The organism is Aeromonas sp. S8(2024), from assembly GCF_041403085.1.
GTDB classification, from domain to species: Bacteria; Pseudomonadota; Gammaproteobacteria; order Enterobacterales; family Aeromonadaceae; genus Aeromonas; species Aeromonas dhakensis.
The window spans coordinates 179,300-197,107 of record NZ_JBGLRF010000006.1; the positions used below are offsets into that span (position 1 = coordinate 179,300).

A 17,808-nucleotide genomic window follows, 5' to 3' on the forward strand; every position below is an offset into this window, starting at 1 on the left:
GAAGCGGCCGGGGCGCTGCCGCTCTTGTCACACCGCCGATGATGGCTCAGGGGCCATGCCCTCGGCCTATAGAAGAGGGGGCAATGCCCCCTCAACGGAATCAACGGGTTATCGCGCTTGCTTAGCCGTGGGTGTGATCGCCACCGATGGCCTGATGCTGCTCTTTCATGGCGCGGATCCGGCTCGCCAGGGTGTAGAGACGGATAAAGCCTTCGGCATGGCTCTGGTCGTACACTTCGTCGGCGCCGAAGGTGGCGAAGTCTTCGGAGTAGAGGCTGTTCGGCGACTTCTTCTGTACCGCGGTGACCTGACCCTTGTACATCTTCAGCACCACTTCACCGTCGAGATCTTCGGCGATGGCGTTGGCAGAGGCGACAATGGCCTTGCACAGCGGGGTGAACCAGCGACCGTCATAGACCAGGTGGGAGAACTCGGCCCCCAGCTTCTCCCGCCAGGCGCGGGTCGGGCGATCCAAGACCAGCTCTTCTACCGCGCGCAGTGCGGCGACCATCACGGTACCGCCCGGGGTCTCGTAGCAGCCGCGGGACTTCATGCCCACCATCCGGTTTTCGGTGATGTCGATGCGGCCCACGCCGTGCTTGCCAGCACGCTCGTTCAAGGTGGTCAGGATCTGGTGCGGGCTGAGCGGCTGGTCATCAACGGCCACCACTTCACCCTGGGCCACGGTCAGCTTGACGTACTCCGGCTGATCCGGTGCCTGTTCGGCGGAAACGGTCCACTGCCACACCGCTTCGGACGGCTCGTTCCAGGTGCTCTCCAGCTCGCCACCCTCGGTGGAGATGTGCCAGGCGTTGGCGTCGCGGCTGTAGATCTTCTTCAGGGTCGCCTTGCAGGGGATCTGACGGGCTTCCAGGTAGGCCAGCAGATCTTCCCGGGAGCGCATGTCCCACAGACGCCAGGGGGCGATCACTTTCAGCTGGGGTGCCAGAGCGGCCACCGCACCTTCGAAACGCACCTGATCGTTGCCCTTGCCGGTACAACCGTGGGAGATGGCGTCGGCCCCTTCCGCCAGTGCGGCCTCGACCATCGCCTTGGCGATCACCGGACGGGCCATGGAGGTACCCAGCAGGTAGGTGCCCTCATAGACGGCGCCGGTCTTCAGGGTCGGGTAGACGTACTCTTTGACGAACTCTTCCCGCAGATCCTTGACGATGCACTTGGTGGCGCCGGAGGCGATGGCTTTTTGCTCGATCCCTTCCAGATCGTCACGCTCCTGACCGACGTCGGCGACGAAGGCGATGATCTCCGCATCATAGTTTTCCTTCAGCCAGGGAATGATGGCCGAGGTATCCAGTCCGCCCGAGTAAGCCAGTACGATCTTGTTGATTCCGCTCATTTACTTCTCTCCATGATGATTCGATAAAAGGGTGTGATTTGGGGTCGGTTGCCGTTATTTGTGCCCCTGACCATGTCCAAGCAAGGTCAGCAGTACGGCGTTCTGGATATGCATCCGGTTTTCAGCCTCGTCCATGATGAGGGAGCCAGGCCCGTCCATGACCTGAGAGGTGATCTCCAGCTCCCGGTGCGCCGGCTGGCAGTGCAGCACGTGCTGGATGCCGGTGCGGTCGAGCAGGGCCTGGTTGATCTGATAAGGCATAAAGATATCTTTTACCTGCTCCATTGGCGTGTTGTCACCCATGGAGACCCAGGTATCCGTGTAGGCCACGTCAAACCCTTCGATGGCCGCCACGTCGTCGCTGATGTGGATGGTCGCCCCCGACTGGGCCGCCAGCGCCTGGGCCTGCAGGAAGATCTGGGTATCCGGGCCGTGGCCTTTCGGGCAGACCAGGGTCACGTCGGTGCCCAGAGTCGCCCCCAGCAGCAGCAATGAGTGGCTGACGTTGTTGCCATCGCCGAGATAGGCCAGCTTCACCTTGGACAGATCGCCGTAGTGCTCGCTGATGGTCATGAAGTCCGCCAGCCCCTGGCAGGGGTGGTAGAGGTTGCACAGGCTGTTCACCACCGGCACAGTGCCGTGCTCCGCCAGCTCGACCAGAGTCTGGTGATCGAACACCCGGGCGACGATGGCGTCACACCAGCGCGACAGGTTGGCGGCGAAATCCTTCACCGATTCGCGCTTGCCGAGCGCGCCGTTCTGCTGATCCAGATAGACGCTGTGGCCGCCGAGCCGGGCGATGCCGATGTCGAAGGTGACCCGGGTGCGCAGGGAGGGTTTCTCGAACAGGGTCACCACGCTCTTGCCCGCCAGTGCCTGGCCGTACTTTTTCGGATCGGCCTTGACCGATTTGCCTAGCGCGATCAGCGCCTCGATCTGGGCCTTGCTCAAGTCGCTGTCTTTCAGAAGATGTTGCATCGGATGTTCCTTGTTCCGGTAGAGATCAGAGAGAGACCTGGGTGCCGACGGCACCGCCAGCCAGCAGCTTGAGCAGCTGATCCGGGTAGCGCCAGCTGGCGACACAGACCGGTTTGCCCAGGGTCTCGGCGGCATGCAGGGCGGCTTTCACCTTGACCGCCATGCCGTCGCTGATCACCCCCTTCTCCATCAGATCCAGCGCGGTCACTTTGTCGAGCTGGGGCACCAGCTTGCCCTTGCCATCCAGGATGCCGCTCACGTCGGAGAGCATCACCAGATCGGCGCCGAGCGCCTCGGCAATGGCGGTGGCCGCCTGATCCGCGTTGACGTTCATCAGCTGGCCATCGGCGGTGATGCCGATGGAGCTCACCACCGGCAGGAAGCCCTGAGCGAGGATCCCCGCCACCAGTGCCGGGTTGCCCGGTTGGCAGTCACCGACCGCGCCGAGTGCCGGGTCGAGCTGGGTCACCTGGCACAGACCGCCGTCCGCCAGACAGAGCCCCACCGCCGGGATGCCGGTGGCGATGGCCTTGGCCATCATCTGCTTGTTGGCGGTACCGGCTAGCGCGCCGGCAATGAAGGGGATCTGCTCGAACGGGGTCACCCGCAGGCCGTTCTTCTTGGTGGAGGTGAGACCCAGCCCCTTGAGCAGGTCATCCACCAGGCAGCCACCGCCGTGCACCAGCACCAGGGGTCTGTGCTGCTCGTCCAGAAAGCTTTTGAGGGTGGCGAACAGGGCGGTCAGCGCCTCGTCGTTCTCGATCAGTGCGCCGCCCAGCTTGATTACCAGAGTCTGCTTGTTCATCGTTGCGATCCTTCCTTGAGTCCTTAAATCAGGCCGGTGGCCGGTTCAAATCCGAATTTGATATTTATGCACTGCATGGCCTGGGAGGCGGCGCCCTTGAGCAGGTTGTCGATGGCGGATACCACCACCAGCATGTTGCCCTGCTGTTGCCAGGCGAGGTCGCAGTAAGGGGTGCCCGCGACGCCACGAATGGAGGGCATTTGGCCGGTCAGACGCACCAGCGGCTTGCCCTCGTAGGCCTTGAGGTAGGCCTGATCCACCTGGGTCGGTGTCACGCCGTCCGCCAACTGCACATAGATGGTGGCCAGGATGCCGCGCACATAGTTGCCAAGGTGAGGCTGGAACAGCACCTCCTTGCCCAGGTGGTGGCTGATCTCCGGCTGATGCCGGTGATTGAAGGTGCCGTAGGGGTTGAGGCTCACCTCGCAGAAGCTGGTGTTGATGGCCGCCTTGCGACCGGCACCGGAAACCCCGGAGACGGCGTTGATGATGGGCTGCCACCCCTTGGCGATGAGACCAGCCTGCTGCAGCGGCTTGAGGGCGCAGAGGGAGGCGGTCGGGTAGCAACCGGGCACGGCAATCAGCTGGGCCGCCTTGACCGCTTCGGCATTCCACTCGGCCAGGCCGTAGGCGGCCTGATCCAGCCACTGCTCACTCTCATGGGTGAAGCCGTAGTAGGAGGCGTAGAACTGCTGATCCCTGACCCGGAAGGCACCGGAGAGATCGAACACCGGCAGCCCCTTGGCCAGGAACTTGGGCGCAAGTTCCGCGCTCACCTCGTGGGCGGTGGCCAGCAGCACCAGGTCGGCCTGGGTCAGGATCCGGGTCATGCCATCTTCGTCCAGCGGCAGCAGCGGCTGATCGAGCGCGCCGACCCACTGGGGATGCAGAGAAGAGAAACGCTTGTGGGCGTCCTGGCTGCCGGCGGAAACATAGAGGCCGAACAGCTTGAGTTGTGGATGGTTCTGGACCAGGGCGGCCAGCTCGGCTCCCGCGTAGCCACTGGCACCGACGATAACGGTGTTAAGCATGTTGAGTATTCCAAGTCAGAGTTCGAGATTCACAGCATGGTGCTGCGGTGCACAAGGGGGTTCGATGCCCCATGCACGAGTGCGGAGGGGCAATTCAGGCGGGTGTGTGTCGTCGGTTATAGATCAGGTGACAGAACATTAACTTTCCCTTACAACTAGAAGCCTTGTCGATGAGCCACGTATTCAGGCAAACTTACAGAATATTCATGCACTCACTTTGCATTTGTATTTTCTAACAGAAACATTCCGGGGAAGCAAGGAGGAGCAGGTGGCCAATCTGGATTTTTTTTCACTCTACAAGAATATTATTGCGATTCCGTCCATCAGCAGCACGGATCCCCGCTGGGATCAGAGCAATGAGGCGGTGATCCGGCTGCTGGCCGACTGGTTCGCTCAGCTCGGCTTTCAATGCGAGGTGACCGCCCTGCCCGATCTGCCGGGCAAGTTCAATCTGGTGGCGACGATAGGTCAAGGCGAAGGGGGGCTGCTGCTGGCGGGCCACACAGATACGGTGCCGTTCGATGAGGGGGGCTGGAGCAAGGATCCCTTCAAGGTGACCGAAGAGGGCAACCGCCTCTATGGCCTCGGTACCATCGATATGAAGGGCTTCTTCGCCTTTATTGTCGAGGCGCTCAAAGAGATCGACCTCAAGACCCTCAACAAGCCGCTGCGCATCCTGGCCACCGCCGATGAAGAGACCACCATGGCTGGGGCCCGCGCCATCGCCGCCGCTGCTGAGCTGAAACCCGACTACGCGGTGATCGGCGAGCCAACCGGGCTGGTGCCGGTGGTGGCCCACAAGGGCCACATGTCGGAAGCCATCCGCATCACAGGCAAGAGCGGTCACAGCTCGGATCCCGCCAACGGCGTCAACGCGCTGGAGATCATGCACCAGGCCATGGGCCAGGTGCTCAAGCTGCAGCACAGCCTGAAGGAGAAGTACGCCGACCACAGATTCGCCGTGCCTCAGCCGACCCTGAACCTCGGCTACATCCAGGGGGGCGACAGCCCGAACCGCATCTGCGGTTGCTGCGAACTGCACATCGACATGCGCCCTACCCCACAGGTGGGCCCCGACGAGCTGATGGGCATGCTCAAAGAAGCGCTCTCCCCCATCGAAATTCACCAGCCCGGCTGTCTGCACCTGCAACACCTGCACGAGCCGATCCCCGCCTACGCCTGCGCCGATGACTCCGAGCTGGTGCGCGAGGCCGAGCGGGCCAGCGGCCGGGCCGCCGAATCCGTGAACTATTGCACCGAGGCCCCCTTCATCCAGCAGCTCGGTTGTGAAACCATAGTGCTGGGGCCCGGCCACATCGCCCAGGCCCACCAGCCGGACGAATATCTCGATCTGTCGTTCGTCAAACCGACCACCAGCGTATTGCAGCACCTGATCCGCCGTTTCTGCCTCTAAATTGACGGGAATGTAAGTAAGTTACATGACATCGCACCTCGGGACAGGTGATGGAAATACATGTTCTGAATCGGCCTGTTATTTGACCTTGCGCAGACAATCTGGGTAGATTGTCACCCTAAGATGACGGAGCATATGTTGTAATCGCACAACAATAAGTGAGGTCGTCTCGCACCCCGGATGGGTGTCAGGCACCAACAAGATAAGGATGTGGAATGAACGAAAAGTACGCCGCACTACGCGCCAACGTAGGCATGCTGGGTCAACTGCTGGGCAAGTCCATCAAGGATCATCAGGGACAGGCCTTCCTCGACAAGATCGAAACCATTCGCCAGCTGGCCAAATCCTCCCGCAAAGGCAATGAGACGGACCGGGAACGTCTGCTCGACACCCTGCGCAACCTGAGCGACGACGAGCTGCTGCCGGTGGCCCGCGCCTTCAGCCAGTTCCTCAACCTGGCCAACGTGGCCGAACAGTTCCACACCATCTCCCGTCGCTGCGAAGAGCAGGTCTGCACCCCGGATCCGCTGGAGCAGATGTTCGACAAGCTGAAAGCCTCCAACCTGTCGCAGGAGGCCATCATCCAGGCCGTGCGCGAGCTGGACATCGATCTGGTGCTGACCGCCCACCCCACCGAGGTGACCCGTCGCACCCTGATCCACAAGCACGTGCAGCTCAACGACTGCCTCGAGGCGCTGGAACTCTCCGATCTGCTGCCCCGCGAGCGGGACAAGATCCTCAATCGCATCGAACAGCTGGTCAACCAGGCCTGGCACACCAACGAGATCCGCGAACAGCGCCCGACCCCGGTGGACGAGGCCAAGTGGGGCTTCGCCGTGGTGGAAAACAGCCTGTGGCCGGCCATCCCCGAATTCATGCGCAATCTGGACGAGCGGCTGCAACACCACCTGGGTGTGCGGCTGCCGCTGGATGCCGCGCCGGTCAAGTTCACCTCCTGGATGGGCGGTGACCGCGACGGCAACCCCTTCGTCACCGCCAAGGTGACCGCCGAGGTGCTGGAGCTGGGCCGCTGGATGGCGGTGAGCCTGTTCTACAAGGACATCAAGGAGCTCACCTCCGAGCTCTCCATGTCCGACTGCACCGACGCCGTGCGCGAGCGGGTCGGCGATCACCCCGAGCCTTACCGCGCCCTGGTCCGCGAGCTGCGCGAACAGCTGCGCGAGACCCAGGAGTTCCTCACCGCCAAGGTGCAGGGCCAGGCGAGCGAGAGCCGGGATCTGGTCAAGACCACCGCCCAGCTGCGCGAGCCACTGGAGCTCTGCTACCACTCTCTGCACGCCTGCGGCATGGGCAACATCGCCGATGGCATGCTGCTGGACGTGCTGCGCAAGCTGGCCTGTTTCGGCATCCATCTGGTCAAGCTGGACATCCGCCAGGATGGCGAGCGCCACGGCCAGGTCTTCTCCGAGCTGACCCGCTACCTCGGCATGGGCGACTACGCCGAGTGGAGCGAGGATGACAAGCAGGCCTTCCTGCTCAACGAACTGAACTCCCGCCGCCCGCTCATCCCGACCGACTGGGCGCCGAGCGACGAGACCCGCGAGACCCTGGATACCTGCAAGGTCATCGCCCAGCACGATCCCGATGCGTTCGGCATCTACATCATCTCCATGGCTGGCGCACCGTCCGACGTGCTGGCGGTGCAGCTGTTGCTCAAAGAGGCCGGCTGCAAGTTCCGCATGCCGGTCGCCCCGCTGTTCGAGACCCAGGAAGACCTGATGGCGGGCACCGCCGTGATGGAGCGCCTGCTGTCGGTGGACTGGTATCGCGGCTACATCCAGGGCCGCCAGTACGTGATGATCGGCTACTCCGACTCCGCCAAGGACGCGGGCATGATGGCCGCCGGCTGGGCCCAGTACGCCGCCATGGAATCCCTGGTGGCACTGGCCGAGGCCAACAACCTGCGCCTCACCCTGTTCCATGGCCGTGGCGGTACCGTCGGCCGCGGTGGCGCCCCTGCCCATCAGGCGATCCTGTCGCAACCGCCGGGATCCCTGCGCGGTGGCCTGCGGGTGACCGAACAGGGCGAGATGATCCGCTTCAAGTTCGGCCTGCCCAAGGTGGCCATCCAGAGCCTCAACCTCTACACTAGCGCCGTGCTGGAGGGGAACCTGCTGCCGCCGCCCAAGCCCAAGGAGTGCTGGCGCGCCGTGATGGAGCAGCTGGCCTCTGTCTCCTGCGATCACTACCGCAGTATCGTGCGCGGTCACCCGGACTTCGTGCCCTACTTCCGCGCCGCCACCCCCGAGATGGAGCTTGGCAAGCTGCCGCTCGGTTCGCGCCCCTCCAAGCGCAAACCCAACGGTGGGGTCGAGAGCCTGCGCGCCATCCCCTGGATCTTCGCCTGGACCCAGAACCGGCTGATGCTGCCGGCCTGGCTCGGTGCCCACAAGGGGCTGCAGCAAGCCATCGCCGACGGCCAGAAGGGCGTGCTGGAAGAGATGAGCCGCCAATGGCCCTTCTTCCGCACCCGCCTCGAGATGCTGGAGATGGTGTTCCTCAAGGCTGACGTCTGGCTGGCCGAGTACTACGACACCCGGCTGGTGCCCAAGGAGCTGTGGGGCCTCGGCAAACAGCTGCGTCAGGAGCTTGCCGACTCCATCCAGGTGGTGCTGGAGCTGCGCCCGCAGGGCGACTTGCTCGACGACCAGCCCTGGATCAAGGAGTCCATCAAGCTGCGCAACCCCTACACAGACCCGCTCAACGTGCTGCAGGTCGAGCTGCTGGGCCGCTCGCGCAACCACCCGGAGACCCTGCATCCCGAGCTGGATCAGGCGCTGATGGTCACCATCGCCGGCATCGCCGCAGGTATGCGCAACACGGGTTGATAGTCGGGGCTATCAAGCTCCCCTCAATAACAAAGGGCGCCTCGGCGCCCTTTGTTATATCGACAGGGCCCGCTGGAGCCATGCTGCCGGAGAATCCTTGGTCGTTAGGCGTTGCCATGGAATCGCAGGGTCGATTAGCTATCAGGGGCAATCGCCCACTTTACAGCTTTAGAGGATGGTGGATGCAAGCCTGCCGGTCTTGAAGGGGTTTCGCCCGCCCTTCGGGCTGGGGCGAGTGACTTTGGAAAGACCCAAAGTCACCAAAGGTCTTCTCCCCCGCTTCTTCGCCCGACTACGTCGGGTTCCTTCGTCTCACCCGCTTGTCCGACGGCACGCACCGACGGGCCGTCCATGGCCCGGCGCTGCTCGCTCGACATCCTGTCTCGCAGCCTGAACAAGCGGGCTCGCCTCAGCGAATAAGAGGGGGAACCAATACCGTGCCCGTTCTTGGCCAGTCTGTGCGGGAGTAGTGCCCGTTCATGCTACCTGTGCAAGTCCGGTTATTACCTGACTCCTGCCAACAACCTGTTGAAGACGCTCAAAAACGGGCCGCTTACGGGATAGGGAAATCAGCCCGTAGACCTAAAAACCTGCCGCTAAACAATAAAAAGAGGCGCCACTGGCGCCTCTTTGACTGAACGGCTTGTCCGCTGTTACAGGCTGGCACAGATCTGCCAGAGATCGTACTGGATGGCGGCGGCCGTCACTTCCCGGCCGGCCCCCGGGCCCTGAATGACCAGCGGGTTGGTGCGGTAGCTGTCGCTCTCGATGGCAAACACGTTGTCGCAGGGCAAGAGGTTGGCGAACGGGTGGTGCGGTTCCAGCGCCTCCAGCCCGACCCGCGCCTTGCCGTCGTGCTCGAAGCGGGCGACGTAGCGCAGCACCTTGCCGACCCGGCGCGCCCCCTCGAAGGCGGTCTGGATCGGGTCATCCAGCTCTTTCAGCCTGTCCATGAACTGATCCGTGCTCACCTTGCGCAGGGAGACGGGCACCAGGTTCTCCAGCTCGATGTCGGCAGAGTCGAGCTCGAAGCCCGCCTCCCGCGCCAGAATAAGCAGCTTGCGGCGCACATCCTGGCCAGAGAGATCCTCGCGGGGATCCGGCTCGGTCAGGCCGTGTTGCCACGCCTCGTCCACCAGCTCGGAGAAGGGACGACTGCCGTCATACTGCTGGAACAGCCAGGAGAGGGTGCCGGAGAAGATGCCGGAGACCCCCTGAATGCGGTCGCCGCTCTGGCGCAGCATCTGGATGCTGGACTGGATCGGCAGCCCGGCGCCCACGGTGGCGTTGTAGCGCCACTGCACCTGATGATCGCGGCAGGTCTGCTTGATGCGCTGGTAGAACTCGCTGTCGGCGGCGCCGGCAAACTTGTTGGCGGCGATGATGTGAATGCCGAGCTGGGCAAAGTCCGGGTAGTAGCGGCTCACCGTCTCGCTGGCGGTCATGTCCAGCGCAATCAGGGTGTCGAACCCGTGCTGCTCCAGCTGGGCCAGCAGCTCGGGCCAGATCAGCGGCTTGGGATTGAAGTTGTCCTGCACCTTGAGCGGATCCAGCCCCTCTTCATCCAGCAGGCCCCCTTCCGAGCTGAACACCCCGTAGAGAGTGAGCGCCAGGTTCAGTTCATGTTCGAGCCGCGCCTTCTCGCGGGCATAGAGGTTCAGCCAGTGACCGCCGATGTTGCCCTTGCCGAACACCACCAGCCCGACCCGGTTCGGGCGGCTGAACAGGGCGCTGTGCAGGGCGATCAGCAGCGGCTCCAGCACCACCTGGCGCAGCACGGCCACCAGGCTCAGGCCATCTTTGGCCACCTGCACGAACTCCAGCGGCTGATCCGCCAGCAGCTGGTAGAAGCGGTGACACTGCTCGGCGTTGTCGGTGACGCCGGCCCCCACCAGCGCCACCAGGCTGTAGCCTTCGCGCTGGATAAGAGCGGTGAAGCTGCCCTGCAGCTGGAAGTCGCGCAGCAGCTCGAACGCCCCCTGTGCCACCTCGAGGGTGTAGGCGAGGCGCAGGATCCGGCGATCCGGCTGGCGCTGCAGGGTGAGCGGGTTGAGGCGATGGCGGGCCAGATAAGCCTCGATGGTTGCCACTGTCTGCTCAAAATCAGTCTGCGGCAGCACCTTGAGCTCGATGAGGGCGATCTGATCCACCGAGGAGACGATGCGGGCGCCGCCGGAGCGCGGCGCCCGGCGCAGGATGTGGGTGCAGCCCTCGTCCGGGTTGTAGCTGCAGCGCAGAGTGAGCCGCTGGCGGCTGTCGGCCACCGGCTGCAGGGTGCGCGAATGCAGCACCGAGGAGCCGAGGCGGGCCAGCTCGTTGGCTTCGGCGAGGCTCAGGCGCTCCAGCAGGCGCGCCTCCTTGACCCGGCGCGGGTCGGCGCTGTAGACCCCGGCCACGTCGCTCCAGATGGTGGTGGACTCGCCGTCCGCCAGCAGGGCCAACAGGCTGGCGCTGTAGTCGGAGCCGTTGCGACCGAGCAACAGGGATCGTCCCTCCATGTCGGCGGCGATAAAGCCGGTCACCACGATGCGGCCGGCGTGCTCGGCCAGTCGCGCCTTGAGCAGTTCGCTGGACAGCGCGGTATCCACCTTGACCAGGGCGCCATCCTCGGCGCGCAGGAAACTGCGGGCATCGAGCCAGATGGCCTTGTCGCCGCGACTGGTGAGCAGGGCCGCCAGCAGGCGCGCCGACCACACCTCGCCAAAGGCGAGCAGGCCGTTGCGCTCGAAGCGGTCAAACTGCCCTTCCAGGGTCTTGGCGATGAGCTGCATATCGTCGGCCAGCTGCTGGCTCAGCTCGAGGTGCAATTCCCCCTCCAGCAGGCCGTCGATCAGGCTCTGCTGGTAGGCCTGCAGGGCCGAGATGGCCTCGCCGGCCGCTTCATCCCCGGCTTCGGCCAGCTCCACCAGCTGGATCAGCCGGTTGGTGGTCTTGCCGGCGGCGGAGACCACCACCAGCTCTCGCCCGCCCCCCTGCTGCTCGGCTTGTTGTTCGAGAATGCTGGCGACCCGGCGGTAACAGACCGGATCCGCCAGGCTGCTGCCACCGAATTTGTGGACGTGACGTCGCTTCAAGCCTGCTTCTGTTGCCACCGCGATCTCTCCTTGTTGCTGCTGTTCCATTACTTCGCCACCTGCTGTGCTTGTGCAAACGCCTGGGCCAGATCGGCCACCAGATCCTCACCGTGTTCGATACCGACCGACAGGCGCAGCAGCTGGCTGCTGATGCCTGCCGCCTGCTGGGCGGCCGGGGTCATGGCCCTGTGGGTCATGCTGGCCGGATGGGCCACCAGACTCTCCACCCCGCCGAGGGATTCGGCCACCGAGAAGAGGGTGAGGGCCGCCAGGAAGGCGCGAATGCCCGCCTCATTGCAATCGAGCTCAAAACTTAGCATGGCGCCGAAACCGGACTGTTGACGGCGCGCAATATCGTGGCCCGGATGGCTCGGCAGGCTGGGGTGATAGATGCGTTTGACCAGCGGTTGCTGCTGCAGGAAGGCGAGGATGCGGTCGGTGTTCTCCTGATGGGCGCGCAACCTGGGAGCCAGGGTGCGCAGACCGCGCAGGGTAAGGTAGGAGTCGAACGCCCCGGAGGTGAGCCCCAGACAGTTGGCCCACCACACCAGGGAGTCGGCCAGCTCGGGTTCCTTGGCGATCGCCACCCCGCCCACCACGTCCGAGTGGCCGTTGATGTACTTGGTGGTGGAGTGCACCACCAGGTCGGCCCCCAGCGCCAGCGGCTGTTGCAGCAGCGGCGACAGGAAGGTGTTGTCCACCGCTACCTTGGCCCCCGCCGCGTGGGACGCCTCGGCGATGGCGGCGATGTCCACCACCCGCAGCAGCGGGTTGGAGGGGGTCTCCACCCACACCAGCGCGGGCTGCTGGGCCAGCGCCTCGGCCAGTGCCGCCGCATCCCCCTGATCGACGAACTGCACCCGGTAGTGGCCCTTGGCCGCCAGGTACTCGAACAGGCGCCAGGTGCCGCCGTAGCAGTCGTGGGGGGCGATCAGCAGATCCCCCGCCTTGAGCAGGGCGGTGGTGACCAGATGAACGGCCCCCATGCCGGTGCCGGTCACCACGGCGCCGGCGCCCCCTTCCAGGGCCGCCAGGGCGTCCGCCAGATTGGTGCGGGTCGGGTTGCCGGAGCGGGCATAATCGTATTGACGGGGCTCGCCAAAGTCGGCAAAGGTGTAGTTGCTGGAGAGGTAGATGGGCGGCACCACGGCACCGTGTTGCTGGTCAGTCTCAATCCCGGTGCGCACTGCCTGGGTGGCCTTGTGGGTCATGTCACTCTCCTTGATGTCTCTTCACACGCTGGCATGCTGTTTCTGCCACGCGCCATCCCGCCATTGCAGGCTCATGGTGACCCACACTACGCCAGCTTAAAAAGGCCGTCAACACTTCTAGACGTCTAAATGGCTTTGCTGTTGGATTGCCATTGATTTCCTTAAGGGTTAAAATCCGCGCTCACGGCTAAACGAGAACAGGTGGATCATGGGTACAGAGTGGAACGGCGACTACGTCAGCCCCTACGCGGAGCACGGCAAGAAGAGCGAACAGGTCAAGAAGATTACCGTCTCGATCCCGCTCAAGGTGCTGAAGGTGTTGACCGATGAGCGCACCCGCCGTCAGGTGAACAACCTGCGTCATGCGACCAACAGCGAGCTGCTCTGCGAAGCCTTCCTGCACGCCTTCACCGGTCAGCCGCTGCCCTGCGACGAAGATCTGCGCAAGGATCATCCGGACAGCGTCCCTGCCGAGGCGCGTGCCATCATGGAAGCGCTGGGCAAAGAGATCGAAGATTTCGACGCCGAGTAATCTGCAGCAGATGCCGGACAGCAAACCCCCTTCGATGACGCGGCCCCTGGCCGCGTCATCGCTATCCGCCCCTTTCAGCCTGCGTCGCTACCAGAGCGACGTCTGCAGCCACAGCCACGACCATGCCCAGCTGGTGATCCCCCTCGACGGTCCCATCGAGATCGAGGTGCAGGGCCAGGGGCGGCGGCTCGCACCCGGTTTTGCCTGCATCATCGCCCCCGGTGAGCGGCACGACTACGCCGCCGATCCGGCGCTCTCGTTTCTGGTGCAGGAGAGTCACTGGCTGCCCGGCGAGCTGGGCGAGCGCCCCTTCATCGAGCTGGATGAGGCTCAGCGCCACTACCTCGCCTTCCTGCACCGCATGGTGGCCGAAGGGCGCCACGTGGCCGGCATGGAGCAGGTGTGGCTGGGTCTGCTGGCAGAGGCGCAGCAGGCAGGCTCGCGCGGCCGTGCCCGCCTCGCCCCGCGCATCGGCAAGGTGCAGCGCCATATCGAGGCGCATCTCGCCGAGCCCCTCAGCAACGAGCGGCTGGCCGCCATCGCCTGCCTCGGCCAGAGCCAGTTCAAGCACGCCTTCCAGCAGCAGGTGGGGATGAGCGTCTCCCACTACATCCGGGCGCGGCGCATGGCGCTGGCGCGTACCCTGCTCGCCCACACCGCCCTGCCCGTCGGCGACGTGGCCAGCCGCTGCGGTTACCAGAATCAGGGGGCCTTCGGCGAGCGCTTCCTGGCCGAAACCGGGCTGCCCCCTTCCCTCTGGCGCCAACAAAACGGCCGCTTGCCGTAACCGGGCGGCTGTTTGCCGAAGACGGCGCAGGTGGTTTCGAGGCATGCTGAGGCTCATGCAAGGTATGGGCAACGAGGAGCCAAGATGCAGACCATAAGCTGGCAGGATTTCGAGATGGTGGAGCTCAGGGTGGGCACCCTGGTGCGGGTCGAGCCCTTCCCCGAGGCGCGCCGCCCGGCCTACAAGGTGTGGGCGGATTTCGGCCCCGAGCTCGGGGTGCGCAAGAGCAGCGCCCAGATCACCGACCTCTATCAACCGCAGACGCTGGTGGGCCGCCAGATCGTCGCCGTGGTGAACTTTCCCCCCAAGCAGATAGGGCCGATCCAGTCGGAGTTTCTGCTGACCGGTTTCTACCGGCCGGACGGCGCCGTGGTGATCGCCATCCCCGAGCAGACGGTGCAAAACGGCGCCAAGCTCGGCTGAGGCCACAATCGGACGGATACAAGAGAGGCGACCCTGGGGTCGCCTCTCTCTTTTGCGGCTGGTTGCTCGCCGTTACTTCAGCAGGCTGAAGATCAGCGCCGATACTGCCAGCGAGCCGGTCAGCAGGATGAAGCCGTTGGCCCAGCGCTGGCGGAAGCGCGCCAGCGCCTCCACCTTGTAGATGGCCACCACCGGCATGATGAACAGGATCATGGCGATCACCGGGCCGGAGAGGGTCTCCATCAGCCCCAGGATCCCCGGGTTGATGATGGCGGCGCCCCAGATGGAGAAGAACATCAGGGCGATGCCGAGCTTGTCCGCCTTGGCCAGCGACAGGCCGGTGGGCTTGGCGATCAGGCTTTTCAGGCTCTCGCGGGCACCGAGGAAGTGGCCGAGGAAGGAGGAGCTGATGGCGATGAAGGCGATGAGCGGCCCCAGGGTCACGATCACCGGGTTGTCGGTGATGTTGGCAAGATAGGAGAGTACCGAGACGTTCTGGGCCTTGGCCTCGGCCAGCTGGGCCGGCGAGAGGCTCAGCACGCAGGAGAAGACGAAGAACAGCACGAAGCCCACCAGCATGACGGTGGTGTTGCGCAGGATCAGACTGCTCTTGGCTTCCGCCTGCTCGCCGTACTCCCGGCGCTGCACGTTGGCAAAGCCGGAGATGGCGGCGGCGTGGCTGAAGGCGAACACGGTGACCGGCAGCGCCAGCCAGACGGTGTTGAGGAAGCTGCCGCCCTCCAGGCTGCCCAGCTGTGGCCACTGCCACTGGGGAATGAGGTAGCAGGAGAGCGCCGCCAGGATGGCCGCCAGCGGATAGACCATGACGGCAAAGGCGCGCAGCATCGCCTTCTCACCGGCCAGCATCACGGCGATCATGGCGAACACCAGCATGCCGGAGAGCATCACCCGGTTCGGGGTCGCCATGCCGAGCTGATTGATCATGAAGCTCTCCACCGTGTTGGTCAGCCCGACCCCGTAGATGAGCAGGATCGGGAAGATGGAGAGGAAGTAGAGCGCCGAGATGAGGCGGCCGGCCATCTTGCCGAAGTGCTCCTGGGCCACCTCGGTGAAGTCGGCGTGGGGGCGCGAAGAGGAAAGCACGAAGCGCGCCAGCCCGCGGTGGGCCAGGAAGGTCATGGGGCCGGCCAGCACGGCGACTATGATGAGGGGCCAGATCCCGCCCAGACCCAGGTTGATGGGCAGGAACAGGATGCCGGCACCGACGGCGGTACCAAACAGGCTGATGACCCAGTGGGTGTCGTGGCGGCGCCAGGGGGTGGCGCTGACGGTGGTGGAGCGGGAACCGGACAGCTCCCCTGTGACGTCTACAGATAAACTCATTACTAATTCACTTTTTGTCAGTGTTTTAATCTGAGTTCATTGTGGTTTATCGGGATTTAATTCTCAAAAATCCTCCCTGAAACATATCACTACCATTACGGGCTTCAGCCAGTGAGATTGGGAATGGAATCGGGATCACATAAATGAGTAAAACTAAATTCAGTCAAATTAACGAAATTTAAAACCAAATTTTCATTCATGGTCAATTTTTTATTTTGGACAAATGATCGTTTGCAGAATTACATGAAAAATCGTGCCATTCCGCCGCCCTCTCTTGTGATGATTCACTGTCATTCCCGCGCTTTGCCAGCGGATATTCCTGTTCATCCACGATGAAACCAGCGGATCACACCATGCAATCAGGCGGCCATGGGGCCGCCTGATTGCCGTCAACAATGACCTGTTTAGCCGCTCAATGGGCCAGAATGCTGCCCCAGGCGAGATCCGGATCCCCCATCACGATGAAGTCCGGGTTCTCCAGCGACTCCGTCTCGTTGTAGCGCAGCGGCTGCAGCGCCAGGCTGAGGATACGGCCACCGGCCGCCTCGACGATGCACTGGGCGGCGGCGGTGTCCCACTCGCCGGTGGGGCCGAGCCGCACGTAGCAGTCGGCCGCCCCTTCCGCCACCAGACAGGACTTGAGGGAGCTGGAGCCGAGCGGGATCAGCTCGTAGTTGATGGCCGGGTTGAGGCGGCGGGTCAGGTTCTCCAGCTTCTGGCGGCGACTGATGGCCACCACCAGCGAATCGGGCTGATCGTGTTCGTGGTGCATGGCGCTGATGGGGTGCACCTCGCCGTTCGCCTCCTTGAAGGCGCCATGGCCGCGCACCGCCCAGTAGAGCACGTCCGACTCGGGGGCATAGATGACACCGAGTACCGGCACATTGTCCTGTACCAGGGCGATCAGGGTGGCGAAGTCACCGCTGCCGGCGATGAATTCGCCGGTGCCGTCGAGGGGATCCACCAGCCAGTACTGACGCCAGTTGGCGCGCTGACTGAAGGGGATGTCGGCCGCCTCTTCGGTCAGCACGGGAACATGGGGAGTGAGCGCCGACAGCGCCTGTTTGAGGTAGGCATCGGCAGCAAGATCGGCACTGGTGACCGGGGTCGCATCCTCCTTCAGCTGACGCTCGAACTGACCGCCGTGATAGATTTCGTGAAGGATCCTGCCCGCTTCGCGCGCGATCTCCTTGACCCCCGGCACCCAGGCCAACAACTCCTGCATCTTGTTATCCTCTGTATTCAAACTGCCCCTGCGGGCTACTCTGCCTGCTCCGCCAGCCAGCGTTGGGCCAACAGCAGCGCACTGATGCTGCGCGACTCGGTGAAGTCGGGGCGCGCCAGCAATTCGTCGATCCGGTTCAGCGGCCAGGGGATCACCTCGAGGGGCTCGGGCTCGTCCCCCACACGCTGCTCGGGAAAGAGATCCCGCGCCAGCAAGATGTCCATCCGGCTGGAGAAGTAGCCCGGCGCCAGCGACACCTGCTTGAGCAGGGTCAGGCTGTTGGCCCCGAAGCCCGCCTCCTCCATCAGCTCCCGGTTACCCGCCTCGAAGGCATCTTCACCCGGGTCGATCAGTCCCTTGGGAAAGCCCAGCTCGTAGGAGTGGGTACCCGCCGCGTACTCGCGCACCAGCAGCAGGGTGTGGGCATCGAACAGGGGCACCACCATGACGGCGCCCCGGTTACCACCGCGCATCCGCTCGTAGACCCGCTCCTCGCCGTTGGAAAACTTGAGGTGGAGCGACTCCACCTTGAACAGCCGGCTCTCGGCCACGATCTCGGCCTTGAGGATCTCCGGCTTGCTCTTGTCGTGCGCCATGGTGTCGACGCTGAGGTGGACGGGTTTGCGTTGGTGGTGATCACTCATCGGGGCTGGCTGCTCGTTAAAAAATCGTGTTTCAAGAGTAAACGACTCCCCTCTCGAACACCACGGGGCAAGGGTGGGAAAGCGGCGGGAAAAATCCGTTATAATGCCCGCCCGTTTCGACCCGACCACCGAGG

General features: G+C 63.8%; 14 protein-coding genes. 5 read left to right on the forward strand and 9 right to left on the reverse strand.

Translation table 11 applies throughout. The annotated features are described in order from the left end of the window. Positions 1 to 121: 121 nt before the first annotated feature. From ACB031_RS16825 to argC, 4 genes are read right to left on the reverse strand one after another with little or no spacing between them, the layout of a single operon-like run. A complete protein-coding gene (locus ACB031_RS16825; protein WP_005308541.1) occupies positions 122 to 1,357 on the reverse strand; it encodes an argininosuccinate synthase in 1,236 nt (411 codons plus the stop codon). Positions 1,358 to 1,411: 54 nt separating this feature from the next. After that, on the reverse strand, positions 1,412 to 2,335 hold the full coding sequence (locus ACB031_RS16830; protein WP_371139931.1) for an ornithine carbamoyltransferase: 924 nt from the start codon (positions 2,333 to 2,335) through the stop codon (positions 1,412 to 1,414). A 25-nt stretch (positions 2,336 to 2,360) separates the two neighbouring features. Next, positions 2,361 to 3,140, reverse strand: coding sequence for an acetylglutamate kinase (argB, locus tag ACB031_RS16835; protein ID WP_005308537.1), 780 nt, complete (start codon positions 3,138 to 3,140; stop codon positions 2,361 to 2,363). A gap of 23 nt (positions 3,141 to 3,163) precedes the next feature. Continuing rightward, positions 3,164 to 4,171, reverse strand: a complete 1,008-nt coding sequence (gene argC, locus ACB031_RS16840; RefSeq protein WP_024942337.1) for an N-acetyl-gamma-glutamyl-phosphate reductase — start codon at positions 4,169 to 4,171, stop codon at positions 3,164 to 3,166. A gap of 268 nt (positions 4,172 to 4,439) precedes the next feature. Here argC and argE point away from each other — a divergent pair, with 268 nt between their 5' ends. Then, on the forward strand, positions 4,440 to 5,585 hold the full coding sequence (gene argE / locus ACB031_RS16845; RefSeq protein WP_126881061.1) for an acetylornithine deacetylase: 1,146 nt from the start codon (positions 4,440 to 4,442) through the stop codon (positions 5,583 to 5,585). A gap of 215 nt (positions 5,586 to 5,800) precedes the next feature. Continuing rightward, complete coding sequence (gene ppc / locus ACB031_RS16850; protein WP_017780408.1) at positions 5,801 to 8,434, forward strand: phosphoenolpyruvate carboxylase; 2,634 nt, start codon at positions 5,801 to 5,803, stop codon at positions 8,432 to 8,434. Between the two features lie 653 nt (positions 8,435 to 9,087). Here the strand turns inward: ppc and ACB031_RS16855 are convergent. Then, a complete protein-coding gene (locus ACB031_RS16855) occupies positions 9,088 to 11,556 on the reverse strand; it encodes a bifunctional aspartate kinase/homoserine dehydrogenase II (RefSeq protein WP_270829011.1) in 2,469 nt (822 codons plus the stop codon). Further along, positions 11,556 to 12,719 carry a cystathionine gamma-synthase gene (gene metB / locus ACB031_RS16860; RefSeq protein ID WP_213344020.1) on the reverse strand — a complete coding sequence of 388 codons (1,164 nt, stop codon included), beginning with the start codon at positions 12,717 to 12,719 and terminating at the stop codon, positions 11,556 to 11,558. The genes ACB031_RS16855 and metB overlap by 1 nt, the downstream gene beginning before the upstream one ends. 208 nt (positions 12,720 to 12,927) lie before the next feature. Here metB and metJ point away from each other — a divergent pair, with 208 nt between their 5' ends. The 3 genes from metJ (at position 12,928) to ACB031_RS16875 (ending at position 14,461) form a co-directional block, all read left to right on the forward strand. Beyond that, positions 12,928 to 13,251, forward strand: coding sequence for a met regulon transcriptional regulator MetJ (gene metJ / locus ACB031_RS16865; RefSeq protein WP_005308521.1), 324 nt, complete (start codon positions 12,928 to 12,930; stop codon positions 13,249 to 13,251). A gap of 34 nt (positions 13,252 to 13,285) precedes the next feature. Continuing rightward, on the forward strand, positions 13,286 to 14,038 hold the full coding sequence (locus ACB031_RS16870; protein WP_371139932.1) for a helix-turn-helix domain-containing protein: 753 nt from the start codon (positions 13,286 to 13,288) through the stop codon (positions 14,036 to 14,038). 84 nt (positions 14,039 to 14,122) lie between these two features. Beyond that, positions 14,123 to 14,461 (forward strand): tRNA-binding protein, encoded by a 339-nt coding sequence (locus ACB031_RS16875; protein ID WP_139725797.1) that lies wholly within the window; start codon positions 14,123 to 14,125, stop codon positions 14,459 to 14,461. 72 nt (positions 14,462 to 14,533) lie between these two features. Here ACB031_RS16875 and ACB031_RS16880 read toward each other — a convergent pair whose 3' ends face one another. From ACB031_RS16880 to nudE, 3 genes are all read right to left on the reverse strand, one after another. Then, complete coding sequence (locus tag ACB031_RS16880) at positions 14,534 to 15,805, reverse strand: aromatic amino acid transport family protein (protein ID WP_010635218.1); 1,272 nt, start codon at positions 15,803 to 15,805, stop codon at positions 14,534 to 14,536. Positions 15,806 to 16,217: 412 nt separating this feature from the next. Beyond that, positions 16,218 to 17,030, reverse strand: coding sequence for a 3'(2'),5'-bisphosphate nucleotidase CysQ (gene cysQ / locus ACB031_RS16885; RefSeq protein WP_005308514.1), 813 nt, complete (start codon positions 17,028 to 17,030; stop codon positions 16,218 to 16,220). Positions 17,031 to 17,065: 35 nt separating this feature from the next. After that, on the reverse strand, positions 17,066 to 17,674 hold the full coding sequence (nudE, locus tag ACB031_RS16890) for an ADP compounds hydrolase NudE (protein ID WP_017765235.1): 609 nt from the start codon (positions 17,672 to 17,674) through the stop codon (positions 17,066 to 17,068). Between the last annotated feature and the right edge of the window lie 134 nt (positions 17,675 to 17,808).